At 70.5% G+C, this 23,138-nt stretch carries 20 protein-coding genes; 4 read left to right on the forward strand and 16 right to left on the reverse strand.

Going from position 1 to position 23,138, the window contains the following annotated elements; translation table 11 throughout:
* Both G5C51_RS24270 and G5C51_RS24275 read right to left on the reverse strand, forming a co-directional pair.
* The coding region (locus G5C51_RS24270) for a twin-arginine translocation signal domain-containing protein (RefSeq protein ID WP_165240314.1) at positions 1 to 206 on the reverse strand (206 nt) is incomplete at its 3' end.
* A gap of 33 nt (positions 207 to 239) precedes the next feature.
* A complete protein-coding gene (locus tag G5C51_RS24275; RefSeq protein ID WP_165240315.1) occupies positions 240 to 1,337 on the reverse strand; it encodes a glycoside hydrolase family 62 protein in 1,098 nt (365 codons plus the stop codon).
* A gap of 223 nt (positions 1,338 to 1,560) precedes the next feature.
* Here G5C51_RS24275 and G5C51_RS24280 point away from each other — a divergent pair, with 223 nt between their 5' ends.
* The 4 genes from G5C51_RS24280 to G5C51_RS24295 all read left to right on the forward strand — a co-directional run bounded on the left by G5C51_RS24280 (position 1,561) and on the right by G5C51_RS24295 (position 5,817).
* Positions 1,561 to 2,571, forward strand: coding sequence for a substrate-binding domain-containing protein (locus G5C51_RS24280; RefSeq protein ID WP_165240316.1), 1,011 nt, complete (start codon positions 1,561 to 1,563; stop codon positions 2,569 to 2,571).
* Between the two features lie 121 nt (positions 2,572 to 2,692).
* Positions 2,693 to 3,988, forward strand: a complete 1,296-nt coding sequence (locus tag G5C51_RS24285) for an extracellular solute-binding protein (protein ID WP_165240317.1) — start codon at positions 2,693 to 2,695, stop codon at positions 3,986 to 3,988.
* A 6-nt stretch (positions 3,989 to 3,994) separates the two neighbouring features.
* Positions 3,995 to 4,984, forward strand: a complete 990-nt coding sequence (locus tag G5C51_RS24290) for a carbohydrate ABC transporter permease (RefSeq protein ID WP_165240318.1) — start codon at positions 3,995 to 3,997, stop codon at positions 4,982 to 4,984.
* Positions 4,981 to 5,817 (forward strand): carbohydrate ABC transporter permease, encoded by an 837-nt coding sequence (locus tag G5C51_RS24295; protein ID WP_165240319.1) that lies wholly within the window; start codon positions 4,981 to 4,983, stop codon positions 5,815 to 5,817. The genes G5C51_RS24290 and G5C51_RS24295 overlap by 4 nt, the downstream gene beginning before the upstream one ends.
* Positions 5,818 to 5,847: 30 nt before the next feature.
* Here the strand turns inward: G5C51_RS24295 and G5C51_RS24300 are convergent, their stop codons facing one another.
* The 14 genes from G5C51_RS24300 to G5C51_RS24365 form a co-directional block, all read right to left on the reverse strand.
* The gene (locus G5C51_RS24300) at positions 5,848 to 7,068 is read right to left on the reverse strand and encodes an alginate lyase family protein (protein WP_165240320.1); all 1,221 of its coding nucleotides are present in this window, start codon (positions 7,066 to 7,068) and stop codon (positions 5,848 to 5,850) included.
* A gap of 174 nt (positions 7,069 to 7,242) precedes the next feature.
* On the reverse strand, positions 7,243 to 9,285 hold the full coding sequence (locus tag G5C51_RS24305) for a pectinesterase family protein (protein ID WP_165240321.1): 2,043 nt from the start codon (positions 9,283 to 9,285) through the stop codon (positions 7,243 to 7,245).
* 93 nt (positions 9,286 to 9,378) lie between these two features.
* Entirely contained in the window at positions 9,379 to 10,353 is a 975-nt protein-coding gene (locus G5C51_RS24310; RefSeq protein ID WP_165240322.1) for a pectate lyase family protein, read from the reverse strand.
* Positions 10,354 to 10,446: 93 nt separating this feature from the next.
* The gene (locus tag G5C51_RS24315; protein ID WP_165240323.1) at positions 10,447 to 11,754 is read right to left on the reverse strand and encodes a pectate lyase family protein; all 1,308 of its coding nucleotides are present in this window, start codon (positions 11,752 to 11,754) and stop codon (positions 10,447 to 10,449) included.
* A complete protein-coding gene (locus G5C51_RS24320; RefSeq protein ID WP_165240324.1) occupies positions 11,741 to 12,577 on the reverse strand; it encodes a GDSL-type esterase/lipase family protein in 837 nt (278 codons plus the stop codon). Before G5C51_RS24320 ends, G5C51_RS24315 begins: the two co-directional genes overlap by 14 nt.
* Positions 12,578 to 12,675: 98 nt before the next feature.
* Positions 12,676 to 14,025, reverse strand: a complete 1,350-nt coding sequence (locus G5C51_RS24325) for an ABC transporter substrate-binding protein (RefSeq protein ID WP_165240325.1) — start codon at positions 14,023 to 14,025, stop codon at positions 12,676 to 12,678.
* Between the two features lie 62 nt (positions 14,026 to 14,087).
* Positions 14,088 to 15,689 carry a glycoside hydrolase family 43 protein gene (locus tag G5C51_RS24330; protein WP_338118286.1) on the reverse strand — a complete coding sequence of 534 codons (1,602 nt, stop codon included), beginning with the start codon at positions 15,687 to 15,689 and terminating at the stop codon, positions 14,088 to 14,090.
* Positions 15,686 to 16,525, reverse strand: coding sequence for a DUF6807 domain-containing protein (locus tag G5C51_RS24335; protein WP_165240331.1), 840 nt, complete (start codon positions 16,523 to 16,525; stop codon positions 15,686 to 15,688). The genes G5C51_RS24330 and G5C51_RS24335 overlap by 4 nt, the downstream gene beginning before the upstream one ends.
* Before the next feature lie 53 nt (positions 16,526 to 16,578).
* Positions 16,579 to 17,754 carry a Gfo/Idh/MocA family protein gene (locus tag G5C51_RS24340; protein WP_206314270.1) on the reverse strand — a complete coding sequence of 392 codons (1,176 nt, stop codon included), beginning with the start codon at positions 17,752 to 17,754 and terminating at the stop codon, positions 16,579 to 16,581.
* A complete protein-coding gene (locus G5C51_RS24345) occupies positions 17,754 to 18,650 on the reverse strand; it encodes a carbohydrate ABC transporter permease (protein ID WP_165240326.1) in 897 nt (298 codons plus the stop codon). Before G5C51_RS24345 ends, G5C51_RS24340 begins: the two co-directional genes overlap by 1 nt.
* Positions 18,647 to 19,573, reverse strand: a complete 927-nt coding sequence (locus G5C51_RS24350; RefSeq protein ID WP_165240327.1) for a carbohydrate ABC transporter permease — start codon at positions 19,571 to 19,573, stop codon at positions 18,647 to 18,649. Before G5C51_RS24350 ends, G5C51_RS24345 begins: the two co-directional genes overlap by 4 nt.
* Positions 19,574 to 19,660: 87 nt before the next feature.
* Entirely contained in the window at positions 19,661 to 21,376 is a 1,716-nt protein-coding gene (gene araD / locus G5C51_RS24355) for an L-arabinonate dehydratase (protein WP_165240328.1), read from the reverse strand.
* Positions 21,373 to 22,278, reverse strand: coding sequence for a dihydrodipicolinate synthase family protein (locus tag G5C51_RS24360; RefSeq protein WP_420824849.1), 906 nt, complete (start codon positions 22,276 to 22,278; stop codon positions 21,373 to 21,375). The genes araD and G5C51_RS24360 overlap by 4 nt, the downstream gene beginning before the upstream one ends.
* On the reverse strand, positions 22,278 to 22,931 hold the full coding sequence (locus tag G5C51_RS24365; RefSeq protein ID WP_165240329.1) for a GntR family transcriptional regulator: 654 nt from the start codon (positions 22,929 to 22,931) through the stop codon (positions 22,278 to 22,280). Before G5C51_RS24365 ends, G5C51_RS24360 begins: the two co-directional genes overlap by 1 nt.
* Positions 22,932 to 23,138 lie beyond the last annotated feature (207 nt).

Here is a 23,138-nt window from a genome sequence, read left to right on the forward strand (position 1 = left end):
GGGGTGGGGTAGAAGATCTTCGTGACCAGCGAGCGGGAACCGCGGCTCCAGTTGAACTGGCGGACCCCGATCGCGAACTCCGCGGCGGGCGCCGCCCGTTCGGCGCCGGCGGCCTGGTCCAGGGTGGAGCCGATCAGGGGGCTGCTCAGACCTGCCGCCGTCGCGGCCGCGGTCATGCCGAGGAAGGTACGTCTGCTTAACGACATGGGTGTCTCCTTGCGTGGGGGAACAGGGAGGTTTCAGCAGGTGGAGTCGGTCTGGGTGGCCAGGCCGAGCCGGTACGGCAGCTGCGAGTACTCGCCGCCGGACTGCGGGTCCCGGCCCTGGTAGAGGAGCTGGAGCCGGCACGGGTCGATGGTCATGGTCTGGTCGTCGGTGGCGCGGAGCAGCTCGCCGTGGCTGATGTCCTTCGTCCAGGCGCCGCCGGGGAAGGTGACGTTGGTGGAGCGGGCGAACGGATTGGCTTCGGTGGCGGCGAGCGGCTGCCAGTCGCCGGTCAGGCCGTCGGCGGTGAAGGAGCGGTAGTAGCGGTTGCCGTCGCTGCCGATGGCTTCCCAGATCAGCAGGTACGTGTCCGTGCCCTGGACGCGGTAGACCGCGCCGCCTTCGAAGAGCGCGTTGCGGGCGTCCTGGAGCACGATCTGCGTGTTGCCGAAGCCGTTCGGGAAGTTGGCGAGGGTGGTCTCGGACCGGTACACGTGGCCGTTGTCGTCCGCGGAGAACAGGTAGCACTTCGCGTCGCCGCAGATCACGTAGAAGTCCAGCCAGTTGCCGTTGCCGATGTTCTCCTTGACGATGTCCGGCATGGTGTCCATGAAGTTCTTCGGCGCGGACCAACTGGTCGGGTCGTTGATGTCCTTGGTGGTGGAGAAGGACGGCAGGCCGGTCTGGTAGACGAGGTACCACTCGTCCTTCGGCGCGAAGTAGAAGGCGTGCGGGGCGGCGCGGTAGCCGGGGCCGATCTGGGAAGCGGTCTCCAGGTGGGTCTGCTTGGCACCGGCGGCCTGGGACCAGTCGGAGAAGCTGGTGTGGGCCAGGCTCCAGTCACCGGTGCCGCGGGCCGCGGTGGTCATGAAGACGTGCCACTTGCCGCTCTTGTCCTGGACCACCGAGGGGTCCTTGACGGCGACGGAGTTACTGCCGTCCTGCTGCGGTGAGATCACCGGGCCGGTGGACGACCAGCTGAAACTGCCGGGCAGGTCCTGCTGGGCGGTGTCCGCCGGTGTCTCTCCCTTGGCGGGTACGGCGAAGTACGCGGCCAGCAGGGCCGCGATGAGCAGGGCCACGTACGCGTGGCGGCGACGGGTGCGGGGGTGGAGGCGATGCGATAAAGGCATGGGCAACTCCCTTGGTCGAAATACCGGACAACGGCCGGGCCCTCGGACGCAGGAATAATGGGTGCTTGACAGAGTCCGGTCAACTCTTTCCGTGGAATACTTTCAGCCGAATCCCGAAAACCTTGCGCGGACGTTTCCACCCACCTAAGGTCGCCGCATAGCGAACGCGCAGCCCAGCAGCGCGCGTTGGCCGTCCGGGCGGTTCGGTGGAGGTGGACAACAGGTGGCCAAGCGCAAGGTCACTATCACCGATATCGCGGACGAGGCCGGAGTGTCCGTGCCGACCGTCTCCCGGGTCGTCAACGGACGGGACGACGTCTCCCCCGCCACCAGGGCGCGGGTCGAGGAGCTGCTGGACCGGCACGGCTACCGGCGCCGCGGCACGAGCGGCAGCCGGGCGGCCCTGCTCGACCTGGTCTTCACCGATCTCGACAGCCCCTGGGCCGTCGAGATCATCCGGGGCGTCGAGGAGGTCGCGCACGAGGCCGGGGTCGGCACCGTGGTCTCCGCCATCCACGACCGGGCGGGCTCGGCGCGGCAGTGGCTGACCAATCTGCGGGCCCGCGCCTCCGACGGCGTGATCCTGGTGACCTCGGCGCTGGGCCCCGGCATCCAGGACGAGCTGCGGCGGCTCGGGGTGCCGCTGGTGGTCGTCGACCCGGCAGGCTCCAGCGCGCCGAAGGAGCCGACCATCGGCGCCACCAACTGGGCCGGCGGGATGGCCGCGACCGAGCATCTGCTGGAGCTCGGCCACCGCCGGATCGGATTCATCCAGGGACCGCCGCGGCTGCTGTGCTCGCGGGCCCGGCTCGACGGCTACCGGGCGGCGCTGGACGCCGCGGACGTGCCGGCCGACACCGCGCTGGTCGTCCCCGGCGACTTCTACCACGAGGCCGGATTCACCGGCTGCAACCGGCTGCTGAACCTGCCGGAGCCGCCCACCGCCGTCTTCGCCGCCAGCGACCAGATGGCGCTCGGCGCGATCGAGGCGCTGCGCCGGCGCGGGCTGCGGGTGCCGGAGGACATGAGCGTCGTCGGCTTCGACGACCTGCCGGAGGTCCGCTGGTCGGCGCCGCCGCTGACGACGGTGCGGCAGCCGCTGTCGGAGATGGGCCGGCTGGCCGCGCAGATGGCGCTGGACCTGGCCCGCAGGGTTCAGCCCGCGTCGCCGCGGATGGAGCTGGCGACCGAGCTGGTGGTACGCGCCAGCACCGCGCCGCCGCGCGAGGTGTGATCCACACAGCCCCTCAGGGCGTCAACACCGCAATTTGTTAAGGCCGTTGACACTCCCTACGCACGGCCTTACCTTCCATGGCCATCCGCAAAACTCTCGGACTTCTTCCGGAAGGTGTGCCATGCCGCCCTTCGCTCAGTCCCGCCGTCACTTCCTCGGCACCTTGTCCGTCGCCGGCCTCGGCGTCACCGCGATCACCTCCTGCGGAGGGTCCGACTCCGGCGGGAAGGACAGCTCCGGCCGGACCGTGATCGAGTGGTGGCACATCATGACGGGCGACCCCGCCAAGAAGGTGTGGGCCGAGCGCGCCAAGGCGTACGAGGCCGAGCACCCGGATCTCCGTATCAAGATCGTGACGGTGGAGAACGAGGCGTTCAAGTCCAAGATGACCGCCCTGACCAGCTCGGGAAAGCTGCCCGACATGTACCACACCTGGGGTGGCGGCGTGCTGAAGCAGCAGGTGGACGCCGGCCTGGTCGAGGACCTCACCGGCACGGTGAAGCCCTGGATCGGCGAGCTCGTGCCGGCCGCCCCCAAAGCCTACGAGTTCGACGGCAAGCTGTACGCCGTCCCGTACGACATCGGCGGCGTCGGCTTCTGGTACAACAAGGCGCTGTTCAAGAAGGCGAAGATCGACGAGCCGCCCACCACCTGGTCCGGCTACCTCGACGCCGTGCAGCAGCTCCAGGACGCCGGCATCACCCCGATCGCCCTCGCCGGCAAGGAGAAGTGGCCGGGGATGTACTACTGGGCGTATCTGGCGCTGCGCCTCGCCGGCGTCGACGGCATGCAAAAGGCCGCGGACGACGAGGACTTCTCCGGCGACGCCTTCGTCAAGGCGGGCGAGCACCTCATGGAGCTCGTCGATCTCAAACCCTTCCAGAAGGGCTTTCTCGGCGCCGCGTACGCCACGCCCACCGGCGAGGCGGCCGCCATGGGCAACGGCAAGGCGGCCATGGAGCTGATGGGCCAGTGGGCCCCGCTGACGCAGCGGGATGCCGGCAAGGGCATCGGCAAGGACCTCGGCTTCTTCTCCTTCCCCACCGTCGAGGGCGGCACGGGCAAGATCACCGACGTCTTCGGCGGAGGCGGCGGCTACGCCGTGCGCAAGGGAGCGCCCAAGGAGGCCGTCGACTTCCTGAAGTTCTTCGTCAGCGCCGCCACGGACCGCACGCTGGTGAAGGAGGCCAACGTGCTCCCGGTCAACAAGCAGGCCCTCGACGCGCTCACCGACCCCGGCCTCAAGGCCGTCTCCGACATGCTCAACGCCTCCACCGGCTTCCAGCTCTACCTCGACCAGGCCCTCCCCCCGGCCGTCGGCCAGGAGATCAACGACTCGGTCGCGGCCCTGATCGCCGGGTCCACATCCCCGGAGCAGGTGACCCGTTCCATCACCCAGGTCGCCAAGAGCCAGTAGCCGGCGATGACGTCGACGCACCTGGGCGCCCCGCACCCGGCCGCCGCCGAAGAGCCGCTCCGCCCCGCGGCGAACGTCCGGCCCCGCGCCCGCCGCTTCCGCGACTGGGCGACCGCCTTCACCTTCACCGTGCCCGCGCTGATCCTGTTCGGGCTGCTCGTGCTCGCGCCGATCCTCTTCGCGCTGTACGTCAGCTTCTTCAACTGGGGCGGCTTCGGCAGCCCGTCGGACTTCGCGGGTACGGACAACTTCACCCGGCTCTTCGACGACCCGGTCTTCCTCGGCGACCTGTGGCGCGGCCTGGTGCTGGTCGTGCTGTCCATCGCGCTGCAGCTGCCGTTCGCGCTCGCCATGGCCGTGCTGCTGAACCAGCGGCTGCGCGGCCGGGCCGTGTACCGCATGCTGTTCTTCGCCCCGTACGTCCTGTCCGAGGTGATCACGGGCGTACTGTTCGTGATGATCTTCGCGCCCGACGAGGGGCTCGCGGACAAGTCGCTCGGCTCCATCGGCCTCGACGGGGTCGGCGGGCTGTGGTTCGCCGGGCAGGACACCGTCCTGCCGACCCTCTTCCTGGTCATGATGTGGAAGTACTTCGGCTTCCACATGATGCTCTACCTGGCGGGGCTGCAGGGCATCCCGTCCGAGCTGCACGATGCCGCCCGGATCGACGGCGCGGGGACCTGGCAGCGCTTCCGGTACATCACGCTGCCGCTGCTCGGCCCGACGATCCGGATGACCGTGTTCCTGTCCGTGATCGGCTCCATCCAGCTCTTCGACCTGGTGTGGATCGTGACGCAGGGCGGGCCCGACCACCACTCGGAGACGATGGCGGTCACCCTCTTCCAGTTCGGCTTCAAGCGCTACCAGGTCGGCTACGCCAGCGCGATCAGCATCGCCATGTTCCTCATCAGCCTCGTCTTCGCCCTCGGCTACCAGCGCCTGGTGCTGCGCCGCGACACCGAGGGAGCCCTCACCACGATGCGAGCGAACCGATGACGGCGGCCCTGCGGCGCGGGCTGCGCTCCATGCCGCTGTACGCGACCGTGTGGCTGGTCGGCATCGTCATGGTGACGCCGCTGCTCTACGCCCTGATCTCAGGCTTCAAATCCAACGACCAGCTCTCCTCCAACACCTTCGGGCTGCCGTCCCCGTGGGTGACGGAGAACTACACCGGCATCCTCGGCGACAGCGCGTTCTGGCGCTCGCTCGGCTCCTCGACGGTGATCGCGCTGGGCTCCACCGCGCTCACCGTCGGGGCGGCGGCGCTGGCCGCGTTCGCGCTGGCCAGGTTCGCCTTCCGGGGCCGGGAGACGCTGTTCACGCTGTTCACCGTGGGGCTGATGTTCCCGTTCGCGGTGGCGATCCTGCCGCTGTTCATCATGCTGCGCACCTTCGGGCTGCTCGACAACCCGTGGGGGGTGATCCTGCCGCAGGCGGCCTTCGGCCTGCCGGTGACCGTCGTCATCCTGCGGGCCTTCTTCCGGGAGATCCCCGGTGAGCTGGAGGAGGCGGCGACCATCGACGGCTGCTCGGCGTTCGGCTTCTTCTGGCGGATCCTGCTGCCGATGGCGCGGCCGGCCCTCGGCACGGTGTCGGTGCTCGCCGTGGTCGGCAGCTGGAACAACTTCCTGCTGCCTCTCCTGGTGTTCAGCGATCCGTCCTGGTGGACGATCCCGGTCGGCGTGCAGCAGTTCCAGGGCCAGTACTCCTCCGACGTGGCCCGCGTGTGCGCCTATCTCGTCCTCGCCATGGCGCCCGCGCTGGCCTTCTACGCCGTGGCCGAACGGCAGCTGATCGGCGGCATCACGCTCGGCGCGACCAAGGGCTGACCCCGCCCTGGAACTCCTGCGCCGCGCCGGCTACTTCGCGTACATCACCGTCCCGAAGCCGAGCTGGTCGTAACCGCCGCTGTTGGGGCCGTAGTCGCCGCCGCCGCCCTCCGGGCGGTTCTTCGCGGCGATGGCGGTGAGGTGCGGGACGGACAGGCCGCGGCGGCGGGCGTAGTGGTAGTGGAGCTGGTCCCAGACCGGGCGGGCCTGGCCGCGGGCCACGTCCGAGATGACGGTGTGCTCGCGGTAGGCGCAGTTGGTGCCGGTGCCCCAGGTGTACTTGGTGAACGGCACGTCCTCGCCGAGGTTGTACTTGGCGACGTACTGGGCGGCCTTCAGGAAGCGGCTGTCGTCGTAGCCGTAGAGGTCGTCGCCCTGGCTCCAGGCCATCTCGCAGATGGCCCCCATCTGGCCCATGCCCATCATGGTGTGGCCCTGGTCGCGGCCGGACTCCTGCCACTGGCCGAGGTCGCCGTGGAGGTGCGGGACGGCGTTGCCGATGGAGCCGTTGCCCTCGCCGTTCTTGAAGTAGTCGACGGCCTGGTCGTACTTCGCGGCGTCGTCGTTGAGGATGCCGATGGCCATCACGGAGGCCATGGTGCACAGGTCCCAGTTGGCCCAGTAGTTGGTGATGCAGGCGCCGTTGTGCTCGGTGAGGAACTGGTTGTTCAGCGGGTAGAAGACGTCGGCCATCATCTTCTGGAAGCGGGCCAGCTCGAAGCCGTCGTGGCCGCGCATCAGTTCGGCGGCATTGGCGAACTGCCAGCCGTAGATGCCCGCGGCGAGGAAGCGGTCGGCGTTGCCGGTGACCGTCTTCAGGGTGCCGGACCAGGCGTTGAGGATGTCGCGGGCGCAGTTGCCGTGGGCCGCCTCGCCGGTGATCTTCCAGCGGAGGGCGTTCTGGTACGCGGCGTGGATGTCGCGGTAGAGCTGCACGTAGTTCTGGCCATCGCCGCCGCGGTTCACCGTCTCGAGCGGGCGAGGTGCCCAGGTGCTCTGCGCGTGGGGGTTGGCGGCGAGGCGCTGGTAGCCGGCGGCCCAGGGGTCGTCGCCGGCGGCGACGCGGACCGTGGCGCGGTTCAGGTCGCCGGCGGAGTGGAGCATGCCCGGGTGGGTGAAGGCGGCGGGGGCGGCCTTCGCCTGTTCGCCGCCGCCGGTGGCGTACGCGGTGACGGTGCCTGCCGTCCCGGCGACGGCGGCGGCGCCGGCTATCCGGAGGACGGAGCGGCGGGTGAGTCTGTGGCGGGCCATGTGGGGTGGCTCCTCACTGTGGGGGGTATCCGGCATATCGAACGTGCGTCGTCATATCGACGCGCGGGAGTGTAGGGCACAAACACAGCTCGGCCGAGGGGTGCCGGCCGGTTGCCCGGCACCCCTCGGCCTCACCGTTCGGCAGGTCCCCACCTGCCACCGGGTGCTGCACCCTCAGACGGCACCCGGAGTCCAGTCGCCGAGCCAGTCGGCGATCTCCTGCTGCGCGGCCTGGGCGTCGGTCAGGTGCGGGCGGTCCTCGCCCGCCGCCCCCGCGCCCGCACCGGAGTTGCGGTATTCGGCGAAGCGGTCGTCCTTCCAGGAGAAGCCGCTCATGTCGGTCCACGGCGCGGACTTGATGGCGGCGCCGAGGTGGGAGTCGCGGACCGTGGTCTGCGGGTCCAGCGCCGCGTCGCCGCCGGCGTGCCAGGGGCGGCCCAGGTGGAAGGAGCCGTCCGCCACGTCGCCGGTGATCGTGGAGCGGCTGATCAGGATGCCGTTGCGGCCGTCGGCGGTGCTGGGCGCCGTGACGTAGCCGCCGGAGTCGCCGTTCCAGCGCTTCTTGAGCGTGATGACCGAGCGGTCGACGACGGCGGTGGCACGGCCGAAGATGAAGTCGACGTTGCCGGTGATGTAGGACCCGGTGACGTAGACGCGCGAGCGGATGTCCTTCGAGGGGCTGTCCATCAGCAGCGTGTCCTGGTCCCCGCTGATGATGGTGCCGACCAGCTGGATCCGGTCGCCGATGGTGCGCAGCGCCACCGCCTGCTGCCCCTGCAGGTCCTGGTTCTTCGCCTCGTCGAAGTCGTTGGAGACGGTCAGGTTCCGCAGCTGCACATCGTTGGCCTCGATGTGCACGCTGGCGCTGCCGGAGGTGCCGTAGGTGCCGCCGCCCGGCTTCGGGGTGCCGGAGGCGTTGTTGTAGACGATCACCGTGTCCTTGCGGCTGGAGCCGGTGCCCTGGACCGTGATGTTCGGCTTGCCGGCCGGGATCTTCACGACCTCGCGGTACGTGCCCGGGGCGACCGCGATGACGATCTGCTCACTGTTGCCGGCCGGCACCGCGTCGACGGCTTTCTGCACCGTGTCGTACTGGCCGCTGCCGTCCCTGGCGACGGTCAGCGTCTTCGCGGCCTTGGTACCGGCGGCGGTGGTGGTGGTGCCGATCGCGGCCTGCGGCCCCGACTCCGCGGTCAGCTTGGCCGGCAGGTCGGCGGCGGGGTCGAGCTCGTAGTCGTAGAAGTCCTTCGGGTCGAAGGCCGTGCCACCGCTCTCATTGCGGCCCGAGGTGTCCTTGAAGACATTGCCGCGCTGGACCAGACCCGCGCCCTCGTCCTTGGTGACGGGGTTGGTGAAGCCCTGGAAGTAGCTGTTCTCCAGCACCATCCTGGTGCCGCCGCGGGCGTAGTTGCCGTACGACGAGCTGATCTCGGTGTCCGGGTCGTCCTGCAGGTAGTTGTTGTAGAGGTGGGCGTGCTCGGCGTTGTCGGTGGACGGGTTGCGCTGCTCGGTCTCGCGGATCCAGTTGTGGTGGATCGTGAGGTCCGCCTCGACGTTCTCGGTCCAGCCGATGCCGAAGGCCTTGTTGTTGGTGGACAGCCGGTTGTACGAGACCGTCACGTTGGTGGTGTCCTTGCGGCTGTCGATCAGGCCGTCGGCCATGTGCCGCAGGTCGTTGTGGTCGATCCAGACATGGTGCGCGCCGTCCATCTGGATCGCGTCGAAGTCGTGCTCCTTGTCGTTCCAGGTGCCCTGGTAGGAGTCGCGGATCGTCAGGTTGCGGATGATGACGTTGTGCACGCCCTCGCCGAGGAAGAAGCCGCCGCCGATGATGTCGCCCTCGGTGCCTGCGCCGACGATGGTCTTGTCGGAGGCGACCTTGATCTCCTTGCCGACCGGGTCCATCTTGATCGGCCCGGCCACCACGATGGTGTACGGGTCGGACGCGGTCGCGTATTTCTCCAGCTCCGCAAGGGACTTCACGGTCACGGTCTCGCCGTCGCGGCCGCCGTACGTGCCCTGCTGCCCGTTCGCCTCGACCGAGGCGAAGCCGTCGGCGGTGTCGTCCGCCCAGGCGGCGGCCGCGGCGGGGCCGGTGCCGGCCCCGGTGGAGTCGTCGTCGGCCGCCGCGAAGCCGTAGGTGAGGCCGGCCGCGGTGACCACCGCCAGCGGGACGGCCACGTTGCGGAGCCTCTTCAGTCTGCGGTGACGGTGCACAGTCTCTGGTCCATTCGTATTGGTGGGGGGAGGGTGATCACGTAGCAGTCGCCGCCGCCCGGCGGAAGGTTGCCGGGCGGCGGCGACCGGGCGTCAGAGCTTGCCCGCGCCCGCGCCGGCGGTGACCGAGCCGACGACCGAGGAGGCCGGCTCGGCGGTGTAGTCGTACGGCGGGTCCGTGAAGTCGCCCTCCTGCGAGACCTCGGTCGCGGCGCCGCCGAAGTCGTTGCCGCGGAGGTTGACGTAGCCGTCCTCGTCGCTGCTGCGGCTGGTGGTCACGGCCACCTTGGTGTTGCGGTAGACGTTGTTCTCGACGAGCATCTGGGCGCCCATCCGGGAGTGGGAGCCGGTGTCCGCGCCGGTCACGTAGTTGTTGTAGACGTGGCCTGTGCCGAAACGCAGGCTCGGCAGCCGCGAGTAGACGTTGCTGAACAGGTTGTGGTGGTAGGTCACCTTCAGCTTTCCGGTGTCCTCGGCGGCGTTGTTGTCGCTGTGGCCGACGAGGCTGCCCTTGAAGTGGTCCTTGAAGGTGTTCCAGGACACCGTGACGCTGCTGGAGCCGTGGGTGATGTCCAGCAGGCCGTCGTAGTAGTCCTTGTCGTGGTCGCGGTCGGCCGAGAAGGAGTTGTGGTCGATCCAGACCTTTGTCGACGAGTCGACGGTGACCGCGTCGGCGGGGGCCTTCGGCTTGCTGAGGTTGAGGTTGCGGATCACGACGTTCGACTTGCCCTTGATCCGCAGGCCGCCGCCGGTGAAGCCGGAGCTCGCGCCCGTACCGAGGACGGTGGTGTTGGAGCCCACGTCGACCTGGCCCGAGACGGAGATCGTCCCGGACACCTTGACCACCTTGGCCTGGTCGCCGGCGACCGCGCTCTTGAAGGCGGCGAGCGAATTGACGGTGACGGCACTGGCGCTGCCGCCGCCGGTGGTGCCGGCGCCGAAGCCGACCGGGGCGGACTCGGCGCCGGTGGCGGAGGACGGCAGCAGCGTGGCGGTGGCGGCGGCCGCTGCCGCGGCGGCAACGCCGGCCACGACCAGGCGCCTGCTGACCTTCTTCTTCGCTGACATGGTGGGTGTCCCTTCTTCGCTTCCTGGTGAGGGGTGGTGCGGCTCTGCAGAGGGCTGCATGACGGGAAGGTGGGGACGTGGTCGTGGGGGGGGTCAGCGCAGGCGGCCCGCTCCGGCGCGGGCGTCGAGCAGCCCCGGCAGCGTGCGCGGGTGGTCGACGCGGTCGCGCAGCTCGGGCGTCCAGCCGGCGCCGGAGCGCAGGAGCTCCTCCGGGTATTGCGCGTTGTGCGCGGCGATGAGGTCCACCCGCTTGCCGTTGACGTAGTTGTGCTCGGCGGTGACCGGGGCGTCCTTCCACTTCTTGAGGATCTGCCCGGCGCCGGTGCCGGCCGGCAGCGTGAAGGCGTTCTTCTCCGCGTAGAGCCGGGATTCGTGGCCGATGCCGAAGACGTAGCCGAACTTCTGCTCCGGCGTGATCTCGAAGTGGTTGTTGTAGACGTCGACCTGGCCGAAGCGGACCCGCGGGGCGCGCTCGACGATGCCGCTGAAGCGGTTGTGGTGCAGCGTGATCTTCAGCTTTCCGGCATCGGTGGCGGCGGCGCTGTCGCTGTTGCCGAAGAGCAGCGTCTTGTCGTGGTCCTCGAAGGAGTTCCACGAGGCGGTGACGAGGTTGGCGCCGCGCACGATGTCCAGCTCGCCGTCGTGCTGCTGGTACAGCGCCCCGAAGTACGTCGGCAGCGAACTGTCGGGCCGGCGGCCGTCGGTGAAGGTGTTGTGATCCACCCACACATGGGTGGCGCCGTCGATCACGAGCTGGTCGTACTCGGAGTTCCACTCGCCCTCTTTGGTGCCGTCCCACTGCGGGAAGCAGTCGAAGGCGTCCTCGAAGGTGAGGTTGCGGACGATGACGTTGTGCGCGTCCCGTACGGACAGGGTGGCGCCGAGCAGCTTGGCCCCGGAACCCGCGCCGATGATGGTGGTGTTGGACCCCACCGCCAGCTTCACCCGCTCCGCCTGCTTGGCGGCCGAGGCGAGCCGGGCGTCCTCCATGGGCCCCGAGGGCATCTCCTTGCCCCAGGTGGCCGGGTCGTACGCCTCGAGGTAACCCTCCCTCGTATAGCCGTCGGTGGCGTAGTCGTCGCAGGTGAGCGGCTTGCCCGCGGCGTCCGTATTGGCGTCGATGACGCCCTTGATCTTGATGATCTTGGGGGTGTCGCCGCCGTCCCGGAGCGCGGCGGCCAGCTCCTCCCGATTACGGACGGTGTGGACGTGCGCGGCGTCGGCCTTCGCCCCGCCCGTGACACCCGGCCCCGAGGCCCCCCAGCCATCGCCGGGCGCGAGGGTCTGCCGGGCGACGTCGCGGCCCCGGTCCTCCACGTCGGCGGCGGCGGTCGTGGCCGTCAGGGCGGCTACGGCAGCACAGCAGGTGACACCAACAATGACACGCTCATGACATCTCATGGTTCTGCGGCTCCTCCACGGTCCCCGGCACGGACGGCCAGGTGATCCACGATTCGGGTATCTCGTCCTCGAGCCGGCGCAGCCGGTCCGCGGTCAGTACGTCGGTGCGCAGCAGCTCCACCGCCACCAGGCGGGCGACGGCGATGGCGCCGCGCGGGCTGAAGTGCGTGTTGTCCTGCTCCTCGGGCGTCCAGTCGAAATACGCCTTGGTGGCCTCGGGCCCCAGCCGCTGCCACAGCGCCAGCGACCGCGCCTGCACGTCGAGCAGCGGCACGCCCTCCGCCGCCGCCAGCGCCCGCATCGCTGCCGGGTACTCGCCGTGCGTCTCGGCCGCCTGCCCGGCCGTGTCGAACCGCCGCCGCTCCACCGGCGTCGCCAGCACCGGCACCGCGCCGCGGCCCCGGGCACCGTCGACGTACCGGCGCAGATAGTCCTGGTAAGTCGACCACGGCTCCGTATAGCGGGCCGGGTCCTCGGCCTTCTCGTCGTTGTGCGCGAACTGGATCAGCAGCAGGTCGCCGGGCCGGATCGCGGCGAGGATCGGATCCAGCCGCCCCTCGTCGTAGAAGCTCTTCGAACTGCGGCCGTTCACGGCGTGGTTGGCGACGGCCAGGTCCCGGTGCAGGAAGAAGGGCAGCGCCATGCCCCAGCCCGTCTCGGGCGCCGCGTCCACGTACTTCTGGGCGGCGGTGGAGTCGCCCGCGAGGTAGACGGTGCGCCGGGTGCGGCCGGTGGCGGCAGCCCGGCCGGGCGCGGCCGTGACGGCCACGGAGGCCGCGGCCAGTACGGCGGCCGCGGTCAGCCGCCTTCGGGTCAGGGACACGACGGAGTGCCTTTCGGTACGGAAAGGGTGGGAGCGGGCCGGCGGCGGCAAGGGCAGACAGGCGCCGCCGGCCCGCGGTCAAAGGGCCAGGGAGGGGGTTACTTCTTCTGTTCCTTCCACTCCGCCTGGGCCTCGTTGAGCTGCTCGGCGAGGGTGTCGAGGAAGTCCTTGGCGGTCATCTTCCCGAGCAGCACCTTCTGGAAGTTGGGCTCGTTGTCGGCCTTGCTGATGGTGTTCCAGTCGGGGAGGTAGTACGGCAGCTCGACGATCTTGATCTTGCCGTCGCTCAGCGCCTGCGCCGCGAGGTCGGTGGACTCGGACTTCTTGATCCAGCCGTCCTTGGCCGCGTCGACGTTGGCCGGGATCGCGCCCGCGGACTCGTTCCACCGGCTGTTGGCCTTGTGCGAGGCGGCGAACTCGATGAACTTCCAGGCGGCCTTCTTCTTCTTGCTCGCCTTGAACAGCCCGAGCCCGTCGATCGGGTTGGACACCTGCACCCGGGTGCCGTCCGCCAGCGTCGGGTTCGGGATGCCGCGGAACTTCTCCGGCCCGCCCAGCGCCTTCACGTGATCCTGGTACGAGCCCAGGTTGTGGCTGAGCATCCCGATCTGGCCGCTGTCCCACTGGGCGACCATCTTCTTGAAGTCGTTGTTGACGTCCGCCGACGGGGTCGTCTTCTTGTAGAGACCGACGTACTTCTCCAGCGCGGCCACATTCTTCGGGTCGTTGACGGTGGCCTTGTCGCCGTTCCAGAAGGAGGTGATGCCGGACTGCCCGTACATCGCGTCCAGCGCCTGCGCGATGGAGCCCTCGCCGCCGCGGATGGTGTAGCCGAACTTGTTGTCGCCCTTGTCGGTGAGCTTCCCGGCGGCGTCGTAGAACTTCGGCCAGGTGGTCGGCGCGTCCAGGCCGGCCTTCTTGAACAGGTCGGTGCGGTACCACAGCGTGCCGTTGTTGGCCGACGTCGGCACGGTGTACATGTGCTCGCCGCCGCCGGACGACTTGACACTCTTGGACATCACCGGGTTGAGCTTGCCGTCCAGCGAGCTGCCGGAGATCCGCTTGTCCAGCGGCTCCAGCGCGCCCTGCGCGGCGATGCCGGCGAGCATCGCGCCGCCGACGCCGCCGACGTCCGGCAGGCCGCCGCCCTGGATGGCGGTGTCGTACTTGGACTGCACGCTCTCGGCGGGTATCCCGACGTACTTGACCTTGATGCCGGGGTTCTCCTTCTGGAAGTCATTGATGATCACCCGCCACACGTCGGTGCGCACACCGCCGTTGTTGTCCCAGAAGGTGATCTCACCCTTCCCCGACCCCTCCTCCCCGCCGCCGGAGGCGCTGCTGCCGTCGTCACCGCAGGCGGCGACGGTCAGCGCGAGAACGGCGGTGAGGGAGACGGCGGAGGCGGTACGACGGTGTCTGCGGGAGCGGGACTGGCTGGTGAACATGGTCGGCTCTCTTCTCGTGGAGATCTTCTCGAGTGGGCTGGTTCGTGCTGCGTGCGCGCAGGTCAGTCGCGGATACGGAAGCGGGTGAAGGTCACCGCGCCCGCTCGCCCCTCCCCCGGCGGCGCCAGGGCGAAGAGGCCGAGCAGGGCGCCGACCCACTTCCACGGCCGGGCGGTGAAGACCGGGCCTGCGGCGCGGAACCCGTCGCCCGTATCGGCGAGGAAGCGGCAGCGGCCGTCGTCGCCCGCCTCGATCCGGAGGCGGGCCCGCCCGTCGGGTGCGGGGCGTGGAGGCGCGGCGTCCCGTTCGTGCGCGCCGGTCTCCTCCATGAAGCGGTGGACCAGCAACACCCGGCCGTCGGCGGCTCGTTCCAGGCCGACCCAGCGGTAGGCGTCGCCGAGCAGCACCAGTCCGGCACGAGCGCCGGGTGCTTCGGCCGGCAGTTGGAGATCGACCTCCACGGTGGCCGGCCGGCCGGGGAGCCGCTGGGTGAGGATGTGGGGGACACGCCGCAGGTCGTCGCCGTACCGGAGACCTGCGCCGGCGCCGGGCTCGCCGCCCTCGCCGCTCACGTCCGTCCCGCCCTCCGCCCCCGGCTCTTCCGGCGGCGAGCACGCGAGCTGCAGCCCGCACCCGGCGTGCTCGGCGGTCCACCCCTCGCGCGGGTTCGCGATCCACTGCCATTGGCTGCCGAAGCCGCCGCCGGGGAAGTCATCATCGGTAGCGGGCGCGGCGGGCGGCTGCGGCGGCAGATCCGGCTTGGGGTGGACTCCGACGGGCGCGCCGTCCGCCCCGATCACCGGCCAGCCGTCGGCAGACCACCGCATCGGCTGCAGATGCACCACCCGTCCGTACGCGCCCCGCGACTGGAAGTGCAGGAACCAGTCCTCGCCCGCGGGGGTGCGCACCCAGCCGCCCTGGTGCGGCCCGTTCACCTCGGTGCCGCCCTGCTCCAGGACGATGCGCTCCTCGTACGGGCCGAAGAAGTCCCGCGCCCTGAAGGCGCCTTGCCAGCCGGTCTCCACGCTCCCGGCCGGGGCGAGGATCCAGAACCAGCCGTCGTGCCGGTAGACCTTCGGCCCCTCGATCGTGAACCAGCCGGGGATCCCGTCCCCGTCCACGATCACCTTGCCGTCGTCCAGCAGTCCGGTGCCGTCCGGGCGCATGCGATGCCCGGTGAGCCGGTTCTTGATCCCGGACCGCGACCGCGCCCAGGCGTGCACGAGATACGCCTCGCCCGTCTCCTCGTCCCACAGCGGGCACGGGTCGATCAGGCCCTTGCCCTCCTTGACCAGGTGCGGGCGGGTCCACGGGCCGCTGATATCGGGCGCGTTGACCTGGTAGATGCCGAAGTCCGGGTCGCCCCAGAAGATCCACAGGCGGCCGTCGTGGTGCCGGAGGGAAGGGGCCCACACGCCCGAGTCGTGCCGCGGCACGCTGAAGTGCTCCGCCGGCTCCAGGCGTTCCAGGGCGTGGCCGGCCAGCGTCCAGTTGACCAGGTCCCTGGAGTGCAGCAGCGGCAGGCCGGGGGCGCGGCCGAAGCTGGAGGCGGTCAGGTAGTAGTCGTCGCCGACGCGGATGACGTCCGGGTCGGAGAAGTCGGCGTTGAGGACGGGATTGCGGTACGTGCCGTCGCCCAGGTCGGCTCGCGGGTCCGCGGTCACAGCGCCACCGCCTTACGGGCGAGCTCCGCCGCATCCGGCCGGGACACGGCCCCGTCCGCGACGACGGTGACCACGCGCCGTACCAAGGTCTCCCCCGCCGCCAGCGGCAGCCGTCCGTCCGACGCGAGGGACGAGCCGACGCCCGGGTAGTCGGCGGCCCGTACGAACCAGGGATCACGCCGGGTGCCCTCGGTGGCGCCCGCGAACACCAGCGTCCAGCCGGCGCCGCCGAGCGCCAGCCAGTCGGCGCGCGAGCCGTGCACCCGGTCCTCGCCCTCCGCCGCCGCGGTGAAGACGCGGGGCGGCTCCGGCTCCTTCGGGGCGCGCCAGAAGAAGCCGCCATAGGCGGCGCCCGGCCGCCCGTTCGTCTGCGGGCTGCCGATGGACAGCGGCCCGTCCGTGGTGTTCGTCAGGCAGAAGGTGAAGTCCAGCGCCCACGCGCTCCCCGACAGCTCCGCCGCCGCGACCGTCCGCCGCTCGCGCAGCAGCGGGCGGCCGCCCGCGGTCCAGCGCAGCTCCGCCACGAAGCCGTCCTCGTCGCGCAGCGGGAAGCCGGTGTGCCGCTGCTCGCCGTGGTTGTCGAGCTCGGTCGGGCCCTGGTCGCGGACGAAGGTGCGGCCGCCCCAGAAGTTCTGCCCCTCGACGTCGGGTACGGCGACGCCGACGCCGAGGTGGTGCGGGTGGTCGGCGGGGAGTTCCTCGGTGACCGGGGTGCCGGCGAGGGTCCGCACCGGGTGGAAGTACGGGCGGGGCGCGTGGCCCGCGGGCAGCTCGGGGCGCAGCAGATAGCGCGCCACGGGCCGGCCCGCGCAGTGCAGGAGGTGGCTGTCGGTCATGGGGTCGTCGGGCCCTTCGGCCAGTACGGACAGGGTGAAGCCTGCGTGGAGGGTCATCGCGCGGCCGCCTCCTCGGAGCGCGCCCAGTCGGCGCCCAGTTCGGAATAGAGGGAGAGGGTTTCCGCGGCGGCGGCCACCAGGCCGTCGATGCCGCGGACGACGCGCCGCGGCGCCGCCTCGCCGGGCACGGTGCGCCAGGCGGTGCGGGGCAGCGGGCGTGGGTCGGGGGCGGTGCGGACCGCCTCCAGGCAGCGCATGAACGCCGCGGTCGCGGCGGCCGGGACCAGCAAACCGGCGCCGCGGGTGAGGTGTTGGACCAGGTTCTCGAGCAGGTCGGTGCGCCCGTACACGGTGTCCTCGGGCGGGGCGTCGGCGCGCTGCACCAGCACCCGGTCCTGCTTGTACCAGAAGGTGATCCGGCCGGTGGACCCGTGCACCATCACGTACGGCTCGTCGGGCCGCTCGGCGCACAGCGTGGCGGCCACCGTGATCTGGCGGCCGGCCGTGGTGGTGACGCGGACGCAGGAGGTGTCGTCGGCCTCGATGTCATTCGCCCGGAACAACTCCGGCTCGATACTGGCCATATCCCCGTAGCCGGTACTGCCGTCCACCGCCAGCGCGGTGGCGAGGGCGTGCGCGAGGGGGTTGGTGAGCACGCCGTCGACGACGTCCCGGCCGTCGTCGAGGCGCCGCCGCCCCGCCCAGGGGGCGCGCCGGTAGTACGCCTCGTCCCGCGCCCACGCGCCGGCCGCGCCCAGGCCGCGGACCTCGCCGATGGCGCCGCCCGCGATCAGCCCGCGGATGGCGGGGATCGCGTGCGAGCCGAGCGACTGGAAGCCGATCTGGCAGGCGATATCGGCCTCGGCGGCGGCCTGTTGGAGCCGCTGGTATTCGCCGTACGACGGCGCGGGCGGCTTCTCCAGCAGCAGGTGCACGCCGCGCGCGGCGGCCGCCTCGGCGAGCTCCCGGTGGGTCGGGATCGGGGTGCAGACGACGGCGATACGGGCCCCGGTGCGCTCCAGCAGCCCGGCGAAGTCGGCGGACTGCTCGGGGGCGTCCTCAGGGGCGTCCTCGGCGGCGCCGAAGCCGTCGAGCTCCGCCGCCGTCAGCGGGTCGAGCTCGCAGATCCCGGCGAGCCGCACCAGCCCGTCGCCGGCCAGCCGCCGGATGTTGCGCAGGTGCCAGGCCCCGTGTCCGCGGGCCCCGGCCAGCACCACTGGGATGGTCATCAGCCCTTCACCGCCCCGGAACTGAAGCCGGTGATCAGCCACTTCTGGATGAAGCCGAAGACGATCACGACCGGGACGGCCGCGATGATGCCGCCCGCGGCGAGCGCGCCGAGGTCGACGCTGTCCGCGCTCATCAGGGTGTTGAGGCCGACCGGGATGGTCTGCTTGTCCTGCTGGCTGAGGAACATCAGCGCGAACAGGAAGTGGTTCCAGGCGTGCACGAAGGCGAAGGAGCCGACCGCTATCAGGCCGGGCCGCAGCAGCGGCAGCACGATCGTGCAGAAGGCCCGGAAGCGGGTGCAGCCGTCGACCCAGGCGGCCTCCTCCAGCGAGTAGGGCACGTTCCGTATGAACCCGGCGATCAGGATCATCGACAGCGGCAGCTGGAAGACCGTCTCCGCGATGACCACGCTCGTCAGCGAGTTGATCAGCTGCAGCTTCGCGAAGATCTGGAACAGCGGCACCAGCAGCAGCGCGCCCGGCACGAACTGCGAGCACAGCAGGCCCAGCATGAACGGCCGCTTGCCGCGGAAGTCGAAGCGGGCGAGCGCATAGCCGCCGACCAGCGCCACCAGGGTGGTCATCAGCAGCGACGCCACGCCCGTGACGACGCTGTTCTGGAAGTAGACCGCGAAGCTGCGCTCGGTCCACACCTTCTCGAAGTGCTCGCCGGTCATCGGCCACGGGATGAGCGAGGTGGAGCCGGACGGCCGCAGCGCGAAGAGCAGGATCCAGTAGAAGGGGATGAGGGTGAAGAGGAGATAGATCGACAGCGGCAGGAAGATCTGCCAGCGCGGCACCTCGTCCCAGGCGCGGCGGCGGGCCTTGCGGGGGCCGGGACGGCCCCGGCCGGCCGCGGCGCCGGCCGTGGGTGCGGGAGCTTCCTGCGTGATCATTTGTCATCGCTCCCGAACTTGCTGAGCCGCAGATAGAGGATGGAGAAGAAGAGCAGGATCACGAACGCCACCGTGGTGAGCGCGGACGCGTAGCCGAAGTTGTGGGCGTCGACGCTGGTGTTGGCCACGTACAGCGGGAGCGTGGTGGTCGCACCCGCGGGTCCGCCGCCGGTGAGGGTGTAGAGCAGGTCGACGTTGTTGAACTCCCACACCGCGCGCAGCAGCGTGGACAGCACGATCGCGTTCTTCAGATGCGGCAGCGTGATGTGGATGAACTGCCGGAACCTGCTGGCCCCGTCGACCTCGGCGGCCTCGTACAGGTCCTTCGACACGGACTGCAGGTCGGCGAGGATGAGGATCGCGAAGAACGGCACCCCGCGCCACAGATCGGCGATGATGGCGGCGGAGAAGACGGTGCCGGTGTCGGAGAGCCAGGAGGTGCCGTACGAGCCGATGCCCATGTCGGCGAGGTAGCGGGTGATGCCGGTCTGGGAGTTGTAGAGCAGCACCCAGATCACGGAGGTCAGCACGCCGGAGACGGCCCAGGGCGAGAAGACCATGGCGCGGCTGATGCCGCGGCCGATGAAGGTCTGGTTGACGATCAGGGCGAGCGCGAGCCCGAAGAGCAGCTGCAGCCCGACCTCGACGACCACCCACTTCACGCTGAACTGCAGCGTGTCCCAGAACATCGGGTCCTGGGTGAAGGCGTGGGTGAAGTTCTCGAAGCCGGCGAAGCCGTTCCGCCACGGCTTGGTGGGGTTGTAGTGCTGCAGGCTGTAGTAGAAGACGCTGATGACGGGGTAGGCGATGAAGCCCAGCATCAGCAGCCCGGCCGGGGCGATCAGCAGGTAGGGCAGCCGGCGCGGGTAGAGCGCGCGCCGGCGCTTCGGTGGCGGCTTGGCCACGGCTGCGGCGGGGGCCATGAGGTGGTTCTCCGTTCTGAGGGTTCTTTGGAACGCTGGGGAGTCGAATCGCTTCGCAAATAGTGTTCGAGATATCGGACAAGGAATTCAGCCGGCGTACGGCTCGGGTACTTCTCCCTGCCGGGCCAGGAAGCCGAAGTCACAGCCGGCGTCGGCCTGCGTGATGTGCTCGGAGTACAGGGCGCCGTAGCCGCGCCCGTAGCGCTCGGGTGGCGGGGTCCACTCCCGGCGGCGGCGCTCCAGCTCCTCCGCGTCCACGTCGAGGGTGAGCGTGCGCGCCGGTACGTCGAGGGTGATCGGGTCCCCCGTCCGTACGAGCGCCAGCGGCCCGCCGACGTGCGATTCGGGCGCGACGTGCAGCACGCACGCCCCGTACGAGGTGCCGCTCATCCGGGCGTCGGAGATCCGCACCATGTCGCGCACCCCGCGCTTGAGCAGGTGCTCGGGGATCGGCAGCATGCCGTATTCGGGCATCCCCGGGCCGCCCTTGGGGCCGGAGCCGCGCAGCACCAGGACGTGGTCCTCGGTGATGCCGAGGTCCGGGTCGTTGATGGTGCGCTGCAGCGTGCGGTAGTCGTCGAAGACGACCGCGGGTCCGGTGTGCTTCAGCAGCCGCGGCTCGGCGGCGATGTGCTTGATGACGGCGCCGTCCGGACAGAGGTTGCCGCGCAGCACCGCCACGCCGCCCTCGCTCGCGACCGGGCGGGTGCGCGGGCGGATGACGTCGTCGTTGTGCACCAGGGCGCCGGCGAGCTGCTCGCGGAGCGAGTCGTGGGCGACGGTGGGGCGGTCCAGGTGCAGCAGGTCCGTGATGCGGGAGAGGAAGCCGGGCAGGCCGCCGGCGAAGTGGAAGTCCTCCATCAGGTACGGGCCGCCGGACGGCCGCACGTTGGCGAGGAGGGGGACCACGCGGGCGAGGCGGTCGAAGTCGTCGAGGGTGAGGCTGACGCCCGCCCGGCCCGCCATGGCGATCAGGTGGATGACGGCGTTGGTGGAGCCGCCGAGGCCGAGGACCGTGGTGACGGCGTCCTCGAAGGCGTCCGCCGTGAGGACGCTCGACAGCCTGCGGTCCGCCCGTATCAGCTCGACGATGCGCAGGCCCGACGCCGCGGCCATCCGCTCGTGCCCGGAGTCGACGGCGGGTATGGACGACGCGCCCGGCATCGTCACGCCGAGCGCCTCCGCGGCCGCGGTGAGGGTGGCGGCGGTGCCCATGGTCATGCAGGTGCCGGGCGAGCGGGCGAGGCCGTTCTCCAGCTCGCCGAGCTCGCAGTCGCCGAGCAGGCCCGCGCGGTGCTCGTCCCAGTACTTCCACATGTCCGTGCCGGAGCCGAGGACTTCACCGCGCCAGTGGCCCGGCAGCATCGGCCCGGCGGGCACGTAGATCGCGGGCAGGTCGGCGGACGTCGCGCCCATGAGCAGCGCGGGCGTCGTCTTGTCGCAGCCGCCGAGCAGCACCGCGCCGTCCACCGGATAGGAGCGCAGTAGCTCCTCCGTCTCCATGGAGAGCAGGTTCCGGTAGAGCATCGGGGTCGGCTTCTGGAAGGTCTCCGACAGCGTGGCGACGGGGAATTCGAGCGGGAAGCCGCCCGCCTGCCACACCCCGCGCTTGACCGCTTGGGCGCGGTCGCGCAGATGGGAGTGGCAGGGGTTGATGTCGGACCAGGTGTTGAGGATCGCCACCACCGGCTTGCCCAGGTGCTCCTCGGGGAGATAGCCGAGCTGCCGGGTGCGGGCGCGGTGGCTGAACGAGCGGACCCCGCCCGCCTCGTACCACTGACTCGAGCGCAGCTCACCGCTCATGTCGGCCACCCCCCGACGATCGCGGCGACCTCGTCGCGCTCCGTCTGCGTCAGCGCGCTGCTCGGCGGGCGGACGTCGCGGCGGCAGAGGCCGAGGGAGGCGAGGGCCTCCTTGACGACGGTGACGTTGTGCGCGGAGCCGTCCGCGGCGCGCAGCTCCTCGAAGCGGCGGATCTGCTCCCACACCTTCATGGCGGCGGGATAGTCGCCCACTCGAAGCGCTTCGAGCATGGCCACAGAAATAGCCGGCGATACGTTCACCAGACCCGAGGTGAAGCCGGTGGCGCCAGCGGAGAAGTAGGAGGGCGCGTACGGCTCGGCGAGCCCGGCCACCCACACGAAGCGGTCGAGGCCCGCGTCCCTGGCGAAGACGGCGAAGCGGGTGGCGTCCGGCACCGCGTACTTCACGCCGATCACGTTCGGGCAGGCCTGTCCCAGTTCGGCGAGCCGGGCGCCGGGCAGCTGCGGATTGCGGAGATACGGGACGACGCCGAGCTCGGGAACGGCCTCGGCGATGGCGCGGTGGTAGCCGACCCAGCCGGACTCGGAGACGTACGGGTGCACCGGCTGATGCACCATCACCATCTGCGCGCCGACGTCCCGGGCGTGCCGGGCGGCGGCCACCGCGGTCGGCACGTCGAGCCCGACGCCCGCCAGCACCGCGGCCTCGCCGGCCGCCTCGGCCACGGTCAGCTCGATCACGGCGCGCCGCTCCTCGCGGGACAGCGCGTAGTACTCACCGGTGTTGCCGCCCGGGGTGAGGGTGCGTACCCCGCCGTCGATCAGCCGGCGCAGCAGCGCGCGGTACGTCTTGCCGTCGATGCCGCCGTCCGCCGCGAACGGCGTCACCGGGATCGCCACCACCTGCGCGAGCGCCGCCCGCTGGGTCATGAAGTCGCTCATCAGCGGCTCTCCCCCTCGGGCTCGGGGAAGGCGCGCCGTACGAACTCGGCGATGTGGGCATGCAGCGCGCCGGCCGCGCCATCCGCGTCGCCGGCCAGCGCGAGCCGCAGGATCTCCTGGTGCTCGGCGGCCTCCTTCTCCCACGAGGGCTGCGCGGCCCAGGCGACGGCGGACACCAGCGCGGCCTGGTCGCGGACCTCGTCGAGCATCCGGCCGAGCAGCGGGTTGCCGCAGGGGAGGTACAGCGCGCGGTGGAACTCCCGGTTCGCCAGGCTGCGTTCCGCCGCGTCGTCCGCGGTCGCCGCCCGCCGCAGCGCCCCGGCGGCCTCGTCGAAGCCGTCGCCGCGGGCGATGCTGCGGCGCAGCGCCTCGGGCTCCAGCAGCAGCCTGACGTCGTACACCTCGTGCGCCATCTGCGCGTCGACCATCCGCACGGTCGCGCCCTTGTACTGGCTCATGACCACCAGGCCGGTGCCCGCCAGGGTCTTCAGCGCCTCCCGCACCGGGGTCTTCGACACGCCGAACTGCGCGGCGAGTTCGGTCTCGACCAGGGCCTGCCCCGGCATGAGCCGGCCGGTGAGGATCGCGCGCTTGACCGCCTCGAGCACGTACTGCGTGCGGGAGGGGATCGGACCGGTTGCTGCGAAGGTCATCGAGTCTCCGCTGAATCGCGTATCACGTATCGCATCTCATATACGAGATACGAGGAAGGACGAGGAGGAAGCTAGAACCGGTCGCGGCGGGCGTCAATGCTTCTGACAGAAATCGCTTACTTTGCAGGTCAGTTGCGGATCAATCCGCAGATGGCATGACCCGGCCCCCGCCGCTGGGAGGCGCGACGGGGGTCGGGTCATGCCATC

It is taken from the genome of Streptomyces coryli (genome assembly GCF_011044975.1).
Taxonomy (GTDB): domain Bacteria; phylum Actinomycetota; class Actinomycetes; order Streptomycetales; family Streptomycetaceae; genus Streptomyces; species Streptomyces coryli.

Coding starts and splice junctions, on each gene's coding strand:
- G5C51_RS24350 (WP_165240327.1), bottom strand. CDS start 19,573: ATGGCCCCCGCCGCAGCCGTGGCCAAGCCGCCACCGAAGCGCCGGCGC.
- G5C51_RS24290 (WP_165240318.1), top strand. CDS start 3,995: ATGACGTCGACGCACCTGGGCGCCCCGCACCCGGCCGCCGCCGAAGAG.
- G5C51_RS24335 (WP_165240331.1), bottom strand. CDS start 16,525: ATGACCGACAGCCACCTCCTGCACTGCGCGGGCCGGCCCGTGGCGCGC.
- araD (WP_165240328.1), bottom strand. CDS start 21,376: ATGAGCGGTGAGCTGCGCTCGAGTCAGTGGTACGAGGCGGGCGGGGTC.
- G5C51_RS24300 (WP_165240320.1), bottom strand. CDS start 7,068: ATGGCCCGCCACAGACTCACCCGCCGCTCCGTCCTCCGGATAGCCGGC.
- G5C51_RS24295 (WP_165240319.1), top strand. CDS start 4,981: ATGACGGCGGCCCTGCGGCGCGGGCTGCGCTCCATGCCGCTGTACGCG.
- G5C51_RS24310 (WP_165240322.1), bottom strand. CDS start 10,353: ATGTCAGCGAAGAAGAAGGTCAGCAGGCGCCTGGTCGTGGCCGGCGTT.
- G5C51_RS24325 (WP_165240325.1), bottom strand. CDS start 14,025: ATGTTCACCAGCCAGTCCCGCTCCCGCAGACACCGTCGTACCGCCTCC.
- G5C51_RS24340 (WP_206314270.1), bottom strand. CDS start 17,754: ATGACCATCCCAGTGGTGCTGGCCGGGGCCCGCGGACACGGGGCCTGG.
- G5C51_RS24360 (WP_420824849.1), bottom strand. CDS start 22,278: ATGAGCGACTTCATGACCCAGCGGGCGGCGCTCGCGCAGGTGGTGGCG.
- G5C51_RS24315 (WP_165240323.1), bottom strand. CDS start 11,754: ATGAGATGTCATGAGCGTGTCATTGTTGGTGTCACCTGCTGTGCTGCC.
- G5C51_RS24345 (WP_165240326.1), bottom strand. CDS start 18,650: ATGATCACGCAGGAAGCTCCCGCACCCACGGCCGGCGCCGCGGCCGGC.
- G5C51_RS24285 (WP_165240317.1), top strand. CDS start 2,693: ATGCCGCCCTTCGCTCAGTCCCGCCGTCACTTCCTCGGCACCTTGTCC.
- G5C51_RS24275 (WP_165240315.1), bottom strand. CDS start 1,337: ATGCCTTTATCGCATCGCCTCCACCCCCGCACCCGTCGCCGCCACGCG.
- G5C51_RS24365 (WP_165240329.1), bottom strand. CDS start 22,931: ATGACCTTCGCAGCAACCGGTCCGATCCCCTCCCGCACGCAGTACGTG.